The following is a 15,184-nucleotide window of genomic DNA, read 5'->3' on the forward strand; positions in this document are numbered from 1 at the left end:
CATGGGGTTTCTAGGGTTTAACCCGTCAGCCAAAGCAAGCCGTTACGGAGGAACCCCGATGTCCGCCCCCACCGAATCCACCTACCTGGGCCTGTCCGGCGCAGACCCCGCCGCCCCGAAAGTTGTTGAGGCCCGCATGCTCACCAAGATCTACGGTGCCGGCGGGGCGCAGGTCACTGCGTTGGACCAGGTCTCCCTGGCCGTCAGTCGGGGTCAGTTCGTGGCCGTCATGGGGCCCTCCGGATCGGGTAAGTCCACCCTGCTGCACTGCCTGGCCGGACTGGACACCCCGAATTCCGGCAGCGTGTTCATCGCCGGGAAGGACCTGGCCCGGATGAACGACCGGCAGCTGACGGCGGTGCGTCGCGACCAGCTCGGCTTCGTCTTCCAGGCCTTCAACCTGCTGCCGCAGCTGACCGCGGAGGAGAACATCCTGCTGCCGCTGCGGCTGGCCCACCGCAAGCCCGAGCGGGACTGGTACGACGCCGTCATCGACTCCCTGGGGATCGGCGACCGGCTGGAGCACCGGCCCAGCGAGCTGTCCGGTGGCCAGCAGCAGCGCGTGGCGGTGGCCCGCGCCCTGGTGGGGCGGCCGGAGGTCATCTTCGCTGACGAGCCCACCGGCGCCCTGGACAGCACCTCGGCCGCTTCCCTGCTGGAGACGCTGGCACGCATGTGCGAGGCCCTGGGGCAGACGGTGGTCATGGTCACCCACGACCAGAACGCGGCCGGGGCCACCAATCGGATCGTCCGGCTGCGGGACGGGCGGATAGTCGGTGACGACGTGCTAGTCCGCGCCGCCGGCCAGCACGCCGCCCCGGTGGCCGCCATGCAGGGGGTGCGCTGATGCCCGCCATGCTCGACCTGCGCCGTACCGTGGCCGCCCTGGTGGCGGTCGCCATGAGCGCGGCGCTCATCGTTGTAAGTCTCATCATCTCCGATTCCTCGACCGCCCAGATGACGGCGGCGGCTCGCGCCTCGGTCGGCGACGCCGATGTGGTCGTCATCGCCGACGGCCATGACGACGCCACGGACGGGACCCTGCCCGAACAGGCGGTCCGGGACGTCGCCGCCGCCGACGGCGTGGCCAGTGTGCGTCCCTACATTGAGGGCTCGACTTGGATTGTGCACCCGGCGGGTTCCGCATATAGCACACATCCCTTCGTGCTCGAGGTGCCCGAAATAGGTGGCGGGACACGCTTGATGTCGGGACGTCTGCCGGAGAAGGAGGGAGAGGTAGCCCTTTCCCCGGCCGCTGCGCAGGCTCAGGACCTTGAAGTTGGAAGTACCGTATCCTTCAAAAAAGCGTTCACTGAAGCTGAGAATAGTTCGACCGCAACGGTTGTGGGCATAATTCAAGCCGGTGCTGAGATAACCCGACGCGGTGCGGCTGGCGAGTATGTCTTTGCGACTGCGGAAGAACGTGCGGTACTCGGGGTGCCGGAGACTCCTGTTGTTCTATATGTGACTGGCTCTGCGGGTACAAATACCGCTACGCTCATGAATTCGGTCGAGCAGGCTGTTCAGACCTCTCAACCGGGCGCGGGTGTTTACACCGCTTCCGATATCGCGGTCATGCGGACCTCCGACCAAAGTGCGTTGGACTCGTTGACGATGACACTGCTCCAGCTGCTGGGGCCGGTATGTGCGGTAGTTGCGGGAATCGTGATCGCGACGACCTTCAGTACGATGGTCGCCCGGCAGGCGCGCCAGACGGGTCTGCTGCGCTGCATCGGCGCGACCCGCCGCCAGGTGCTCGGATCGGTGCTGCGCACCGGGCTGATCACCGGGCTGGTGGGTTCGGTGGTGGGTACCGGGCTTGGCATTGGATTGGCCGCGCTGGTGTCACGCGCAGGCCTGGTTGAGGGCCTGGAATGGCGGTACTTCACAGTCTCATCACGGTCGCTTCTCCTAGGGGTCTTCCTCGGCACCGTAGTGACGCTGGTGGCGGTGCTGCGTCCGGCCCGTCGCGCCACCCGGGTCTCCCCCTTGGTGGCCCTGACGGGACAGGTGAGCGATGAGCGCTCGCTCAGCCGTCGGCGCGTGATCGGCGCGATCGTGGGACTGGTGGTAGTAGTGATAGGTTTGGTCATTACTGGATTGAGCATTCAAGTGCGGGCCGTTGAGTACACGGCTGTCGGCGCGGTCATTCTGGTGCTGGGTGTACTGGTAGGGCTGCCGCTGCTGGTTATTGGTGCCTCCCGTGTCACGGAGCGACTCGTCTGCGGAGCGCGTAGGCCAGTGTTGCAACTCGCCACCCGTAACCTGGCACGTAACCCGGGGCGCGCAGCCGCTACTACCGCCTCGCTGCTGATTTCTGTGGCCGTGGCCTCCACTCTGGTCACCGGTCTTGCCAGCGTACGGGCATCAATGGATGGATATGTCAATAGCGGCAGTCCCATTGACATCCGGGTCAACGCAATTCCCGCCGATGCCGATACGTCAGCACTGACCGCCCGGGTAGAGAACGCGGACGACGTTGACCGGACGGTGCTGGTATCCATGCTGGATGTGAGGATTTCTCCGGAGACGATTGGAGGAAATGAGATTACCGTTTCCGCGGTGGATGTGGCTGAGGTCTCTCCGGTCATTCGTTCTTACAAGGGGCTGGAGGGACTTGATGACAGCACACTGATCGTTGGAGGGATCTATCACCTTCCGGAGGGTACGCCCGTGACGCTCACGGGGCCTGCGGGCAGTGCCGAGCTGACCGTGCATGTGGAGGAGGGCGGCTTCGGGCCGGTCATTACGCCCGCGGTCGCGAAGAAACTGGTCGGAGACAACCTAACGAGTTCATCCCTGTGGGTGCGTACCGTCGGCGACGGCAGTAACGCCTCGACGGGTTCGCAGGTGCGTCAACTCCTACAGGGGGAAGGGTACGTCATCACGACCGCTGCAGCCAGCCGCACCACATTCACTAACTACATCAACTGGATCATCGCGGTTATCGTCGTGGTACTGGCCTTCACGCTCCTGATCACCCTGTCCGGCATGGCCAATACCACGGACGTGAGTGTGCTGGAACGGGTCCGAGAGATCGGTGTGCTGCGGGCCACCGGCGTACAACGGCGTCAGGTAGGAGGACTATTCATCACCGAGGCGGCACTGACCTCGCTGCTGGGCGGCGTGATCGGAGTCCTCTTGGGCACGGTTTTGGGTCTGGCGGGCGTAGCCGCTGCCTTGGGCGCCGACGCCGGGTCGGACCTGGTACTGCGGGTGCCCTGGCTATGGCTGGTGGCGATCCTGCTCGTAGCCGCGGCGGTTGGCGTGCTCGCCGCGCTGCGCCCCAGCACCCGTGCCGCGTCGGTAGCCCCGGTGACCGCGATTGCCCAGGAGTGAAGCCGGTATACAAGCAAGTTTGCCATCACCACATCCGTCCCTTCATCAGAGGACACACAGAGTTCCCCAGACCGGGGAAGGCGTACGGAAACCTCCGTGCGCCAGCAACTCCCAGGTGCGATCGCGCTTGGGGACATCCGAAAGGAACGCACCATGAAGAAGTTCATTCGCCGCAGCAGCAGCCTTGCCGCCGTCAGCTTCGAGCAGGCCATTCAGTCCGAGACCCGCGCGCCCCTCGAGGGAGCCGAGGGCTTCGGATGCCCCTTCAGCGCCGGTGCCTGTGACACCCACTGCATGACGAAGGGGTACCGGGGGGGGTACTGCATGGGCGCTTTGGGTCTGACCTGGGTGTGATACTGGTGTGCAGTTGGGGGCCCTTTTCCGTGCCGTGGCACGGGCTCGGAACAGGGCCCCGGCCCGAACCTCTGACAAACTCAAGGTCCACACCAATGAACCCACAGACTACATCTTCCGCCTCCCCCTGGACAGGGGCTACGGAGTTCCAGCGTGACGACGTCGGCTCCTGGAAGCCTGTGACAGAGGAAACGCTGGCTGCAGACCACGCCTCCGCCAGCCTCATGTTCGTCATCGCCGGCATCGCCGGCGTACGGCCGCCCTTCGGTCATTCACTCTTCGATGGGGTGCTCTGCCGCACCCCCGGAACCCGCCTTGAAGGAGACGCGATCACTCCGTACGAGCAGTCGCAGTACGGCCTTGAATCCGGTTCTTTCGGCGAGGCCGAGCAGGTGCTCGCGAAGGCGCTGCACCAGCACGGTGTGAGTGGGGACATCCGGTCATCACACGTAGTAGACGACCTCGTAACTCGCTATGTCAACGAGCTGGCCACCGCAGAAGCTGCGCACTCATCCGAGCCTCCCGCACAAGCGGAAGCACGGGACATCGATCTGCGCGGTATACGTGACCTAATAGGTGCCGTGGAGGCCGAGCAGGAACAGCAACAGTCACGCGGTGGGTTCCTTGACCGGTTACTGCGCAGTGGTCGCCAACACTCGAAGGCCGATCAGAAGGAACACCAATCCACGTCTGAGGATGCCGTCCCGGAGATCGAGGTCTCCCCACAGTGGCTCACGGTTGACGCCATCAACATGATCGACGTCGCCCGCATCGTGTCGCTCGCGTCCTGGCAGGAAGCCATGAAAGGTCTGTCCCCGCGGGTGTGCCAAGTCCTGTGGACCGCGGCGGACAACCCAGCAACCTCTCAGACCAGCGCCTACCGTCCCGCCCACGATCCGCAGGTGATCGCCGCTTTCGCCGCGGTCCCCTACGAGGAGCGCTCGGCGAGCATACGGCCCGGCGTGCGCACCCATGACGCCGCCATCTGCCGCTGCTACGGACGAGACCCGATCGACGATGGCGCGGCCGCGCGGCTCCAGGCGGTGCACGAGGCTGGAAGTGCCTGGAGCACCTGGCAGGAGGAACTAGCCGACGGCACCCTCGCCGCCCGCGGTCTCATCGACACCGAAGGGCTGGCGCAGATCGGCCAGGACCCCTTCCTCAGGCAGCAGTACGCCCCGGATGTGAAGAAAACCGTAGAGACAGAGAGGTGGTTGACGTCATGGCTGGACGCTGGCGGCTTGCTGAAGGAATGAGCCTCACACACCTTGAGAACGGTGGCTGGGCAGTCGCCGACCTGCGCCGACTTTCCGTATACGAGTTCGATGAGGAGACCGGCGCGTTGATCGCACAGGCCCTGCGCGGAGACCTCGTGCCCATGGACTCGCCGGTTCTCCAGGAGGCAGTCGCCTCCGGGGTTCTGATTGAGGCGGACAGCAACGGGACACCCGGAGCCGATCCCATCGACTCTGAGCAGTGAAGAAGAACTGAGGAAGAACAAGGAGACACAATCATGAATGCACTGATCACCGCCCTGATCGGGGGAGCAGCCGGGGTCCTGCTCGGCACCGCCGGCGCCAAGCTCTGGGCCACTGCGCGCATGCGCCTGGCCTGGCCCGAAGGCGCCAACTTCCTCAACCTCCACCTGTCCAGCGGGTTCGTCATCGCCGTGGAGGTCCTGGCCGCGGCGGCCGCGCTCGCCCTACCGAGTGCGCGTTTGGCCTGCGTCATCCTCGCCGGTGTGTACGCCGCCTTCGTCATTGGCGCCACCACCCTGCGCGGGCAGGAATGCGGCTGCTTCGGCGTGGCCGGAATGAAGGTCGGCAGGCTGCACATCTGGGGCTGCGCGCTCGCTGCCGTGGCGCTGACCGCGGCCGTCGCGCTCGGCGACGCAGTCGCCTCGCCCGTGCTGGCGCGCCTGGCCATTGCGGCGGCCTCAGCACTGGTCATAACGCTGGCTATCGTTCTGTGGAACAGGCGCAGTTGGCAGGAACAGGGACTCAACATGGAGCACGACCGCCTTCTGGTGGTGCTCTCCCCGACCTGCACCGCCTGCTCCGCGCTCAAGATCATGGAGAAGCATGAGGTCAATGACATTGAGGCGGGCGGCACGATCCGCTGGGTTGATCGTGATTCCGAACCCGCCACCCTTCTGCGTGAGGTCGGCGTAGACGTATCCGTGTTCCCGTCCGTTGTCTCCATGTCCACCGCGGACCCGAGCGACGCACACGTGGAATCCGGACTGCAGGAGTGCCGGGAGGTGCTGCAGTCATGGCGGGAACGTCACCTCGTCGCCCAGCCCTGAGCTATGTGCGGCACTTCTGGGCCTCCGCGTGCGGTAGAGCCACGTGGGCCATCCTGCCCGCCATCATCGGCATCTCCCTGCTGCTGGCCGCACAGGCAGGACTTGCCGTGGTCTCGCCACTCATGCTGCAGCGCATCATCGACGCCGCCGGCCCGGGCGCCTCCGTCACGGTGGTCATCGTCCCCGGGCTGCTCGCCGCAGCCGCTGCACTGGCGAACGCGGTCGTTGACTTCGCCGCACAGCGGATGACCGTCGTCACCGGGCAGCACTTCCAGGAGCGCCTGCGGGTGCTCATGCTGGACAAGCTCACCCGGCTGCCGTCCTCTGCCGTTGCGGCTGCGCCGAACGGCGACGCACTCTCGCGCATCACTAATGACACCGCGCAGGCGCAGTCGTTCGTCTCCGGCATTCTCCCGCAGTTGACCGGGTTGGTAACGCGGCTGGGCGTGCTGCTGGGGGTCATGTGGTCGCGCTCCTACACCATCACCTTGACCGTCCTGGTGCTGGCGCTGCTGCTCATGGTGCCCACCGAGAAGGTCTCACGCATGCTGAGTGCGGCGACCGACCACATGCTTGAGGCGATGTCCGCCTTCAGTAATACGGTCGCCGACCGCATGGGGGTCTCCGGGCACCTCTTCGCCCGCAACGCGGCCAGTATCGGCGGCGATCACCATCGCGCAGAGCAAACAGCAGCGGGCGTAAAAGCCTCCTACGCGCGCATGATCACCATTGATGGTCTCTTTTCAACGGCGCTGGATCTGATAGGCACTGTGGGGACCGTGGTGGTGCTCGTCATCGGGGGCCGCTCGGTCATTCGCGGTGAGATGACCGTTGGTGAACTAGCGGCGCTTTCCGTACTCGTTCCCCAGTTGTATGCGCCGCTTCAGGGCGCTTCGGGAATCCGTACCGGTCTGGCCACCTCCTGGGCGGCGCTCTCACGCGTGAATGAGTTCCTGGAGGCGGACGAGCACTGGTACGAACCGGCCAACGCCGGCACCGCCATCGTGCCACGAGGAAGCGACACCCTCGCCGTCCGGGAGATCGACTACTCGGTCCCAACCGACACCGGCAGCACCGTACTGCTCGACGCCGTCGACCTGACTGCCCGCCCCGGGGAGATCGTCGCCGTGGTTGGACCGTCAGGCAGCGGCAAGACCACGCTGCTGACCCTCATTGCCGGGGCCAACCCGCCCACGCACGGCAGTATCACTGTGGGCGGTTACTCCCCGGCAGACATAGGGACCGAGGCCTGGAACGGGATTGTGCAGTTGTGCCCGCAGGAGCCCTTCTTCCGCAGTGGAACCCTGTTGGAGAACTTCCGCGCGGTACGCCCCGACATCAGCGAAGAACTCGTGCGGCAGCTCTGTGCGCGCGTGGGCCTGGATCTGGACCGTATGGGAGACCGCTCCGGCATGGACACCATGCTCGGCGAGCATGGCATGCGCATCAGCGGCGGTGAGCGCGCGCGCCTGGCCATCGCCAGGATGCTCGCGCTGGACCCCTACGTGCTGCTGCTGGACGAGCCCACGGCCGCGCTCGATGACGAGGCCGCCGATCGCTTCATTGCCACCCTCCTCGACCTGCGCCGGGATCACTGCATCGTCGTCACCACCCACGATGCTCGCCTCGCGCCGGTAACCGATCGCAGGTACCGCATGGACGCCGGCCGACTCACCCCGATGACCGGTGCCCCGATGGGAGCGGTGGTCACCGGAGTCTCGTCATGACGGCGCGGGTGACCGGGCTCGGTCCGGGTGAGGAGCACCCCGAAGCGATTGGTGGGGGATTGGGATGCGTGGAGGTCCACACGCTCACCGACGCCCGGACGGGCGTACAGGTCCGGCTGGAACAGCCCATCCACCCCGCCACGACGCGCCCGCGCAAGGACCTGCTGCGTCACCGGGGCATAGCCTACGACCGTATCGGCGGCGATTTCTTCCCCGCTCCCGTGCCCGAGGGCTGCCTGGGTATCATCGAACCGGACGGCAAGGCCACGCTGCTCGCAGAAACCGCGCAGGGATTGCCATGCTGGCATGGCGAACACGGCTGGGTCTACTGCCAACGTCAAGGTGACGGGCAAGTACAGGTCAGCATGCGCGAGCATATGGAGGCTCACCCTGTCGGCTGGGGCGCCTCCACCCGCTCACTGCTCGGCCTGCGTCCGAACAACGCCGGGCCGACCCGCCTGTGGCGGCTCGGCAGGCACGTGATCTGGCTCCGCCAGGAATACCCTGCCTGCCGGACGATTCCCCGGCACAGCACGGGGGAGGAGACGTGGCCGGACGCGATCGTTGAGGACCTGTTCTGCGCCGGGGCATGCACCGTCATGATGGATGACGCCCCGTTACCCGGGCTGCCCGCCGGAGCAGTAGTGCTGCTCGAGGCGGAGGACTCACTCATCCTCGGGATCGCCGCCACGACGACCGAACTGGCGGTATTTCTTGCAGAAGACCACGTCAACCACTACGTCGTGTCGGCGACCTCGCAGGGAGACATGTCCGAGTCCTCACCGATCGGAGACCTGCCCCGAACCTCGGTGGCCCACCGTGACACCGGGGACGCCAGGGCCGTGGTCTTCACCGAGCGCCTGCCGGGCCGGACCACCTCCTACACGGTGGAGGACGGCACCGTCATCGCCACGCTGGAGGAGTCGGTCGACCACTATACCGGCGTGCCCGGGCTCAACGGCGCCTGGGTCGAGCGTCGGAGGCCGGACACCGTGCACTGGCCCGGAGGCTGGTGGAGTGACGGAACCGAAGTGGAGCGGCTACTCCCGGGTGACGACCGCGTCGGGGTACGGGTGATAACCGAACGCACTCACGGCTGCCGGCAGATTGCGATCACACCGGACCAGGCCGGAGGCCTCGCCGACCCCGACGCCATACCACCTGTTTCTGCAAACGCGGCGCCAACGGCATACGGAAGGCGCGAATCCGCATCCCGGCCAAGCCGGGTGCTATGGGTTCCTCCCGTTGACGATCCTGTGTTAGGCACCTCCGCATCGGTCGTTGCTCGCAGCGCACTGGGACATGAAGTTGAGTCGATTACCAGTGAGTCGGCTCAGGGGGCCACACCGTTGGTCTGGTTCGACTCATCCTGGACCGTCCCCGGGCTGGCCCCGCATCTCACGCGCATTGACATCGGCTCGCTGCCGGTCGGCTCCGCCCAATGGAGCCACGCCGGCTCCCGGCCGGTGGTCCGCGTCGGCATCGACTACGAGGCCCTGGCCCGCACGGACACCGACGGAATCGTGAATGTGCTAACCCAGGCCTGGCAGGCGGCCCTGAACGTGATCGCCGAGACTCTCCCCGGCAATACCGGCACACCGTTCCTCGGCGGCCACAGCTTCGGGGCCGCCTTGGCCGCCGTCGCCGTGCTCCGTGACCTGGTGTCTCCCGCCGGAGTGATCCTGCGCAGTGGTGCCTACGACCGCTACGCCACTCCCGGCGGATTCGAGCACGACCGGCGCACCGCCGCCTCCGCGCCCGATCTGTACCGCCTGATGACCGTGGTCTCACGAGCCCGCGAACACCAGGGCATACCGTTCCTGATCACCTGCGGCGGCGACGACGAGAACTCCGCCACTACGCCCCGCCAGTCCCAGACCCTCTACGAGAACCTCACGCTGTGTGGCGCGGACGCCACGCTCGCCGTCTTCGCCGGCGAGGGGCACGTCTTCGCTGCCAGGCAGTCGATCCTGGAGCAGCGCAGGCTCGAAGCCGAATGGATGTCCGAAAGGGCTGGGAAAACAAACGCCGACTCCCAGTGCTCCAGCCAAGGCGCACACCTACAACACCGAACAACCTCCGACTCTGAAGGGCAGTAAGCACTATGAACCGCAGCATGCGAACCGAACTCAAAGCCGCCGTCCGCACCGTCCGCTCCTCCCGAGAGGAGGAAGGCATGCAGGACTGGACGCCACGCATCGGCGAGCCCTCCCATGAATCCCTGGAACAGGTTGAAGCGACACTGCTGCGCCTGCGCGACCTGCTGCAGAAGGAAGGACGCGAACTCGTCGGGGACGTGGAACGCGACGCCGCCGTTGTCCTCGCCGCCAGACGCCAGGGCCACATCATCGATCTGGTGATTGGTAGAGAGCGCGCGCCCTACAGTGGTGAGGCTGGCTTCGTGTCCTGGATCGAGCACAATGGCGAGGTTGCACTGACCACCGCGCCCGTGCGGCAGTTGTATGAGGAGGTCGCCCGATGGTGACGGCCAATTCGCAGAGGCCGTCGTCTCGGCGGAAACACCGGTTGCTCCGCGCACTAACGACGGTCGTGGTCTCGCTCGTGCTGGCGCTGGTGATCACGCCGTTTGCCTCGGCCGCACCATGGAGTCCGCAACGTCGCGCCGAGCCGCTCGCAGCTCAGCAGTGGTACCTGAACTGGAATGAACGCGGCGCCCGGCCTTGGGACGGCGCCGGAGTAGCGGTGGGGGTCATCGATACAGGTGTCGACGCCACTCACCCGGAACTGGCCGCCGCCTACAATACCGAGGACAGCCGCTCCTTCCTGTCGTATAAGGCTTGCGGCCTGGACCCCGACTGTACCGATCCCGGAGTGGACCCGCTCGGTCACGGCACCGGCGTTGCCGGTATCATCGCGGCGGCACGAGACGGCCGCGGCATCGGTGGAGCCGCGCCCGAAGTCGACCTGGTCAGCCTGAAGGCGGGCGACGCAACCGGCAGTTTCTCGGCCGACGCGGTATCCCAGGCGATCCGCTACGGGACGGACGCCGAGCTGGACATCCTGGTCATGGCATTCACCACTGACCCGTGGTTCCGATACTGCACCGACGCCCCGGGCGACACCGCCGAGGAACGCGCCCAGCAGGCCGCCGATCTGGAGAAGATCCAGTCAGCGCTTAACTATGCGGTGGATCGCGGGACCATCCTCATAGCGGCAGCCGGCAACGAGGGATTCGACCTCGACCACGGAACCGTCGACCGGTTCAGCTCAGGCCGGTCCGGGCAGGGGAAGCGTGAAGTCAATGAAGGGTGCGTCACGATGCCCGCCCAGTCGGACGCCGTTATCACAGTGGGAGCGGTCAACACGGCGGGGGAGCGTGCGAGCTACTCCAACATCGGCCACGCCGTGGACATTGTTGCCCCTGGCGGTGAGCCGCTCTGGTATGACGAGGACGACCTGCTACACGGTCAGGATGCGGCCATCCTGACCACCGTCCCCGAGAGCCTGCTCCGCAAGGCGAACGTGATCGCAGACGACGGCAGTTCCACGTCCCCGGAGGTCATCGCCGAATGCGACCAGACCGCTGAATCATGCCGCTACTACTGGCATGTGAATGGTACGTCCTACGCCGCGCCGCAGGTGGCTGCGGCGGCGGCCATATTGATCTCACGCGGCACGCCGGCCTCTCGGGTGGAAGACAAGCTATTGGCAATGGCCGCACCGATCGGTTGTCCCACGCGGAACAGTGCACTGTTGTGTCAGGCGCGTGCTGCTGGAGGCAACACGTGGTACGGCACCGGGACACTCCGGCTGGGCAGGTATGCCAGGTGGTGACTTTTCCGGTAGTGAAAACGGATCTCAGGACTGCGGTCGCTCGGCCTTAGTCGCCTCAACGACGAGCCTGAGACGTGAACTCACACCATACTTGTGCAGCAGGCTGGACACATGGCGCTTGACGGTGCTTTCGGCGATAACCAGTTTCTCAGCGATATCCGCATTGGACATGCCTTCACACAGCAGATCCAGGACGTTCTGCTCCGCCCGGGTAACGTCGTCGGGAGCACGTCCTCGCCGCACCGGGCGCAGGTGGTCGGAGACCAACCTGGAGGCAGCATCTGGGGAGATGCTGGTGCCGCCGTGGTGGGCGGCGACGATGGCACGGACAACCTCGTCTGGCTGATCGGTCTTGTACAGGAAGCCGTTGGCGTGCTGGGCCAACGCAGTCAGCATGGCGGTGTCATCGTCGAAGCCCGTGAGGACCACCACGGCTATCTCAGGAGACTCCTGTTTGACGCGTGACAGCAGCTCGAGGCCGTCCATTCCGGGCATACGTACATCGGTGAGCACAACATCGACGCGCCTGCCGCGTAGGAAACGAAGCGCATCCGTGGCGGACTCGAAGGTGCGCAGCAACTCGATCTGGGGCGTGCTCTCCAGGTAGGCACGTAGTGCGTGCAGGACGTACACGTCGTTGTCCACCACGACCACCCGGATGGGGGTGTCGCTGGATCCCTCCGTTGGGAGTGTGTCGGGAGTAGGCATACCCTAAGCGTAGTCGTAAACCCGTCGTCGCCGGGAGCTGTTACCGTGCCTGTGTTATCTTCGCTACGTTCATCCCTCGCCTCGTTACACTCAACCCTCCTGCCTGTACAGGACGAGGCTGGGCTATGGCGGCCCACGCCGCGCACGCACCTGCTGCACCTAGGTGTGGCGGTGTTCCTAGTCGCCTTGTCGCCTTATCTAGGAACTCCTCGCGAAGCAGCGGTTCTTGCGTTGACGGCCGTGGCATCACTGACATTGCCCCTCACGTCGGTCTCTTCCGGTATGGGCGCTGCGGTTAGCTTTGCAATGACGTGTACAGCTTCAGCAGTTCCACAGACTACTGGATTAATTGCGTCGATGGCGATCTGGGGTGTCGTAGCTATACTTCTCGCTCGCGGGGTTCCTAGGACGTTGGTGTATGGGTATAGTGCTGCCGCTCTGGCGATTATCGTCTATTATGACAGCAGGCGAGATGCGTTTGGTGCATCGTTGGTCTGGACAGCAATTATAGCTGTACCGTGCGTCATATTCGGGGAACTATTGCATTATCAGCGCAAGCGGGTCTTCGATGCTTCGTTGCGGCGGCGTAAAGCGCTCGCTCAGCAGCGACGTCTCGTCGCATCCGAACTTCATGATACGGTGGCCGCTGATCTGGTGTACGCGGTGATGACAGCAGAGCGATTGCGAATAGCCCGTTCGGACGATGTTGATCTTGTGTGCGAGCTGAATGCGGTGATCGAGCCTGTGCGCGCAGCGGTGGGCCAGTTGCGGCGTAGCCTGCAAAGTATGACCGCGGCGGACAATGGTGATGTTGTGCTGCTTTCGTCCGTTGCCTCGCCGCGGCCTATGGAGCAAGTGCTTGCCGATGTGCGGCGCGTGTTAGAGGAACGTGATTCTGTGTTTGACGTGAAAGGTGTCGAACTGTTAGAAGGTGATGGTGTTTTCACTCCGGGAACACGGCAGCAGGTGCTTCGTGTGATCAACGAACTTGTAAACAATGTGGCGAAATATACCATCGCAAGCGGGCGTGCTCTGGTTGCAATTGAGATTAATGATGATGTGTTTGAGTGCATGGTGACTAACTCTGCAGCCGCTAACCATTCCAAGGACGCGGTGTTCTCGTCGGGGATCGGCCTTGAGGGGGCCCGCCGTCGGGTAGAGACTCTAGGTGGAGATTTCGTTGTGAACCAGGACGGGGGACGTTGGACTGTGGTTTTCACCGTACCACTAAGCAGCATGTGGCGCGATGTGCCTAGCTAGGGCGGTGAGTCCGCCGCTCGGTGGAGGTGTATGCTTCTTCAGGCCTAGGTTTTGGGAGGGGGCTGCTACGAAAGTAGCCGGATGCTATCGACCTACGCGGTATGGATATCGCGATACGCGGCGAGGCATGATGGACTCACTCATCCAAGCCAAGAGGAAGGTTTGTTGTGGTCTTGCGCTCTCCTATTTCTGCCATGTTTCTCAGTGTGGCGCTCGTTGTGTGCTCCGTATCTCTGTCTGGCTCGTACTCGATCGGGGAACGATTCTCTGGTGAAAATGCGACTGTCTTAGAAGTAGTCGCGTCCGCTAGTCTCCTGCAGTGTATATATATTAAAAGGATGCCTGTGGGTTTCTGTCCTAAGTGAATTGTAGTTAGGATGCTGAGGCGGTTTTTTACCGGATAGACCGGATGTGCCCCGTGCGTGGAGTCGGAGGATATGGTCTCGCCGGGTGCCACGGAGTCGAAAACATCCAGGGGCTCGATGTCGAAGCGGTGGCACAACTCGTTAGGCGTCCCAGTTCAACCTAAGATACCTCCGCGGCGGGCATGCTTCCAGCCTGCTAAGCGTCGGTGATGGTGCGCCCCTGTCGCAAACACTGCCCCAAGAACTTCTCCCCGTTCAGGTGAATCATATGGGTGGGCTCGGATGCCAGCCAGACCTTCGTCTCCCACGCCAGGTCGGGGAGGAACCTACGCATCACCGCGCGATCGGGGAAGCAGGACACGTATACAAGACCGGCAGTTGAGCCCGAGAACAGGCCCGACAGCTGGCGGTAGCGGATGTGATCCATGGGTCCGCGGGTCGAGGCCGCCTCCATCAGGAACAGCCAGTTCTTGTCGGGTTGGTAGACCACGAGGTCAGGCATCTTCCCGTGCTGGTCTATATCGACGCCGAGGGCGGCGAGGCTGCCCGCCTCAGCGACGTACTCTTCAATAGCGGGGCCGAAGCCGGGGGTTCCGTAGAGCCGGATCGTCAGCAAGGCCTCCGGAATAAGGCGGCTTCAGGGTCATGCGTGCTTTCGCCGAGTCGGCGCAGCTGGTCCAGGCTGGGGAACCGCATCTGCCGCAGATCTCCGGCGTTGACCTGGGTATGGCCGGAGAAGACTCGGAAGTAGTCGTCAACCGGTTTCGAGTTCAGCCAGACCGTTAAGCCGGCAGCAACCTCCGGGTCCAGCCCGTGCCCAGCGCGGTCTTGGCCATGGCGAGGTGCTCGGAGCGGGGGGGGGTAGGACGAAGACCGCGTCGAGTTCCTGGGCGTCGAGCGCCGCCTCAAGTGTCGGGTAGGCGTTCTGGAAGCCCCAGCGGCGCTTCACCGGTTCGGGGTCGGGGCTAATGCTGACGAGTGCAGCCGTCTCGACGTCGTCGCGAGTGACGAGCGTTGGCAGCTGGGCGATGGTGGCGATATTGCCGTGGCCGACGACGCCTACGCGAAGGGCGTTGCTCATGCGTTTGCCTCCTTGAGAATCTTGTTGAGATTGATTGCGGACTGCGCGAAGCCGACGGCGGGTTCGGGCAGGTCTTGGGGGTGCCAGCGGTACTCGTATTCGAGCGAAAGGGCGCCGTCATAGCCGGTGGTGATGAGCGCACCGAGAATCTCGGGCCAGGGGAGTACTCCTGTACCGACCACGCGCGAGCACACGGCCCGTTCATCCGCCTCGACGCGGGCGGTTCCCGTGGCGCGGAAGGGGGCATCGG

15 protein-coding genes are annotated in these 15,184 nt (G+C 64.6%); 11 read left to right on the plus strand and 4 right to left on the minus strand.

Annotation, left to right across the window (positions count from 1 at the left end):
• Positions 1 to 58 precede the first annotated feature (58 nt).
• The 10 genes from Q4A20_RS10485 to Q4A20_RS10530 all read left to right on the plus strand — a co-directional run bounded on the left by Q4A20_RS10485 (position 59) and on the right by Q4A20_RS10530 (position 11,520).
• Entirely contained in the window at positions 59 to 847 is a 789-nt protein-coding gene (locus Q4A20_RS10485) for an ABC transporter ATP-binding protein (protein ID WP_303122734.1), read from the plus strand.
• A complete protein-coding gene (locus Q4A20_RS10490) occupies positions 847 to 3,339 on the plus strand; it encodes an FtsX-like permease family protein (RefSeq protein ID WP_303122736.1) in 2,493 nt (830 codons plus the stop codon). Before Q4A20_RS10485 ends, Q4A20_RS10490 begins: the two co-directional genes overlap by 1 nt.
• 153 nt (positions 3,340 to 3,492) lie before the next feature.
• A complete protein-coding gene (locus tag Q4A20_RS10495; RefSeq protein WP_303122738.1) occupies positions 3,493 to 3,693 on the plus strand; it encodes an actinodefensin in 201 nt (66 codons plus the stop codon).
• Between the two features lie 95 nt (positions 3,694 to 3,788).
• Complete coding sequence (gene adfA, locus Q4A20_RS10500) at positions 3,789 to 4,949, plus strand: actinodefensin-associated protein A (protein WP_303122740.1); 1,161 nt, start codon at positions 3,789 to 3,791, stop codon at positions 4,947 to 4,949.
• Complete coding sequence (adfB, locus tag Q4A20_RS10505; protein ID WP_303122741.1) at positions 4,946 to 5,173, plus strand: actinodefensin-associated protein B; 228 nt, start codon at positions 4,946 to 4,948, stop codon at positions 5,171 to 5,173. The genes adfA and adfB overlap by 4 nt, the downstream gene beginning before the upstream one ends.
• A 33-nt stretch (positions 5,174 to 5,206) precedes the next feature.
• On the plus strand, positions 5,207 to 5,998 hold the full coding sequence (locus tag Q4A20_RS10510) for a hypothetical protein (RefSeq protein ID WP_303122743.1): 792 nt from the start codon (positions 5,207 to 5,209) through the stop codon (positions 5,996 to 5,998).
• A complete protein-coding gene (locus Q4A20_RS10515; protein ID WP_303122745.1) occupies positions 5,965 to 7,725 on the plus strand; it encodes an ABC transporter ATP-binding protein in 1,761 nt (586 codons plus the stop codon). The genes Q4A20_RS10510 and Q4A20_RS10515 overlap by 34 nt, the downstream gene beginning before the upstream one ends.
• A complete protein-coding gene (locus tag Q4A20_RS10520) occupies positions 7,722 to 9,824 on the plus strand; it encodes a S9 family peptidase (protein WP_303122751.1) in 2,103 nt (700 codons plus the stop codon). Before Q4A20_RS10515 ends, Q4A20_RS10520 begins: the two co-directional genes overlap by 4 nt.
• 17 nt (positions 9,825 to 9,841) lie before the next feature.
• A complete protein-coding gene (locus Q4A20_RS10525) occupies positions 9,842 to 10,210 on the plus strand; it encodes a hypothetical protein (RefSeq protein ID WP_303122752.1) in 369 nt (122 codons plus the stop codon).
• 41 nt (positions 10,211 to 10,251) lie between these two features.
• Positions 10,252 to 11,520: a S8 family serine peptidase gene (locus Q4A20_RS10530; RefSeq protein WP_303122753.1), complete on the plus strand. Its 1,269-nt coding sequence runs from the start codon at positions 10,252 to 10,254 to the stop codon at positions 11,518 to 11,520.
• Positions 11,521 to 11,544: 24 nt separating this feature from the next.
• Here the strand turns inward: Q4A20_RS10530 and Q4A20_RS10535 are convergent, their stop codons facing one another.
• Positions 11,545 to 12,228 carry a response regulator transcription factor gene (locus Q4A20_RS10535; RefSeq protein WP_303122755.1) on the minus strand — a complete coding sequence of 228 codons (684 nt, stop codon included), beginning with the start codon at positions 12,226 to 12,228 and terminating at the stop codon, positions 11,545 to 11,547.
• 540 nt (positions 12,229 to 12,768) lie between these two features.
• Between Q4A20_RS10535 and Q4A20_RS10540 the strand changes: the two genes are divergently transcribed.
• On the plus strand, positions 12,769 to 13,488 hold the full coding sequence (locus tag Q4A20_RS10540) for a sensor histidine kinase (protein ID WP_303122757.1): 720 nt from the start codon (positions 12,769 to 12,771) through the stop codon (positions 13,486 to 13,488).
• Between the two features lie 561 nt (positions 13,489 to 14,049).
• On the opposite strand, the gene Q4A20_RS10545 is transcribed toward Q4A20_RS10540, so the two are convergent.
• From Q4A20_RS10545 to Q4A20_RS10555, 3 genes are all read right to left on the minus strand, one after another.
• Complete coding sequence (locus Q4A20_RS10545; RefSeq protein WP_303122758.1) at positions 14,050 to 14,469, minus strand: BsuBI/PstI family type II restriction endonuclease; 420 nt, start codon at positions 14,467 to 14,469, stop codon at positions 14,050 to 14,052.
• A 138-nt stretch (positions 14,470 to 14,607) separates the two neighbouring features.
• Positions 14,608 to 14,934, minus strand: coding sequence for a hypothetical protein (locus tag Q4A20_RS10550; protein WP_303122759.1), 327 nt, complete (start codon positions 14,932 to 14,934; stop codon positions 14,608 to 14,610).
• On the minus strand, positions 14,931 to 15,184 hold a 254-nt coding region (locus Q4A20_RS10555), incomplete at its 5' end, for a hypothetical protein (protein ID WP_303122762.1). The genes Q4A20_RS10550 and Q4A20_RS10555, both read right to left, overlap by 4 nt.

The sequence above is a fragment of the Actinomyces sp. genome, assembly GCF_030530635.1.
Lineage (GTDB): Bacteria > Actinomycetota > Actinomycetes > Actinomycetales > Actinomycetaceae > Actinomyces.

Bases quoted from the DNA above. Each gene is read 5' to 3' on its own strand.
- Q4A20_RS10485 (WP_303122734.1), top strand. From the start codon at position 59: ATGTCCGCCCCCACCGAATCCACCTACCTGGGCCTGTCCGGCGCAGAC.
- Q4A20_RS10490 (WP_303122736.1), top strand. From the start codon at position 847: ATGCCCGCCATGCTCGACCTGCGCCGTACCGTGGCCGCCCTGGTGGCG.
- Q4A20_RS10495 (WP_303122738.1), top strand. From the start codon at position 3,493: ATGAAGAAGTTCATTCGCCGCAGCAGCAGCCTTGCCGCCGTCAGCTTC.
- adfA (WP_303122740.1), top strand. From the start codon at position 3,789: ATGAACCCACAGACTACATCTTCCGCCTCCCCCTGGACAGGGGCTACG.
- adfB (WP_303122741.1), top strand. From the start codon at position 4,946: ATGAGCCTCACACACCTTGAGAACGGTGGCTGGGCAGTCGCCGACCTG.
- Q4A20_RS10510 (WP_303122743.1), top strand. From the start codon at position 5,207: ATGAATGCACTGATCACCGCCCTGATCGGGGGAGCAGCCGGGGTCCTG.
- Q4A20_RS10515 (WP_303122745.1), top strand. From the start codon at position 5,965: ATGGCGGGAACGTCACCTCGTCGCCCAGCCCTGAGCTATGTGCGGCAC.
- Q4A20_RS10520 (WP_303122751.1), top strand. From the start codon at position 7,722: ATGACGGCGCGGGTGACCGGGCTCGGTCCGGGTGAGGAGCACCCCGAA.
- Q4A20_RS10525 (WP_303122752.1), top strand. From the start codon at position 9,842: ATGCGAACCGAACTCAAAGCCGCCGTCCGCACCGTCCGCTCCTCCCGA.
- Q4A20_RS10535 (WP_303122755.1), bottom strand. From the start codon at position 12,228: ATGCCTACTCCCGACACACTCCCAACGGAGGGATCCAGCGACACCCCC.
- Q4A20_RS10550 (WP_303122759.1), bottom strand. From the start codon at position 14,934: ATGAGCAACGCCCTTCGCGTAGGCGTCGTCGGCCACGGCAATATCGCC.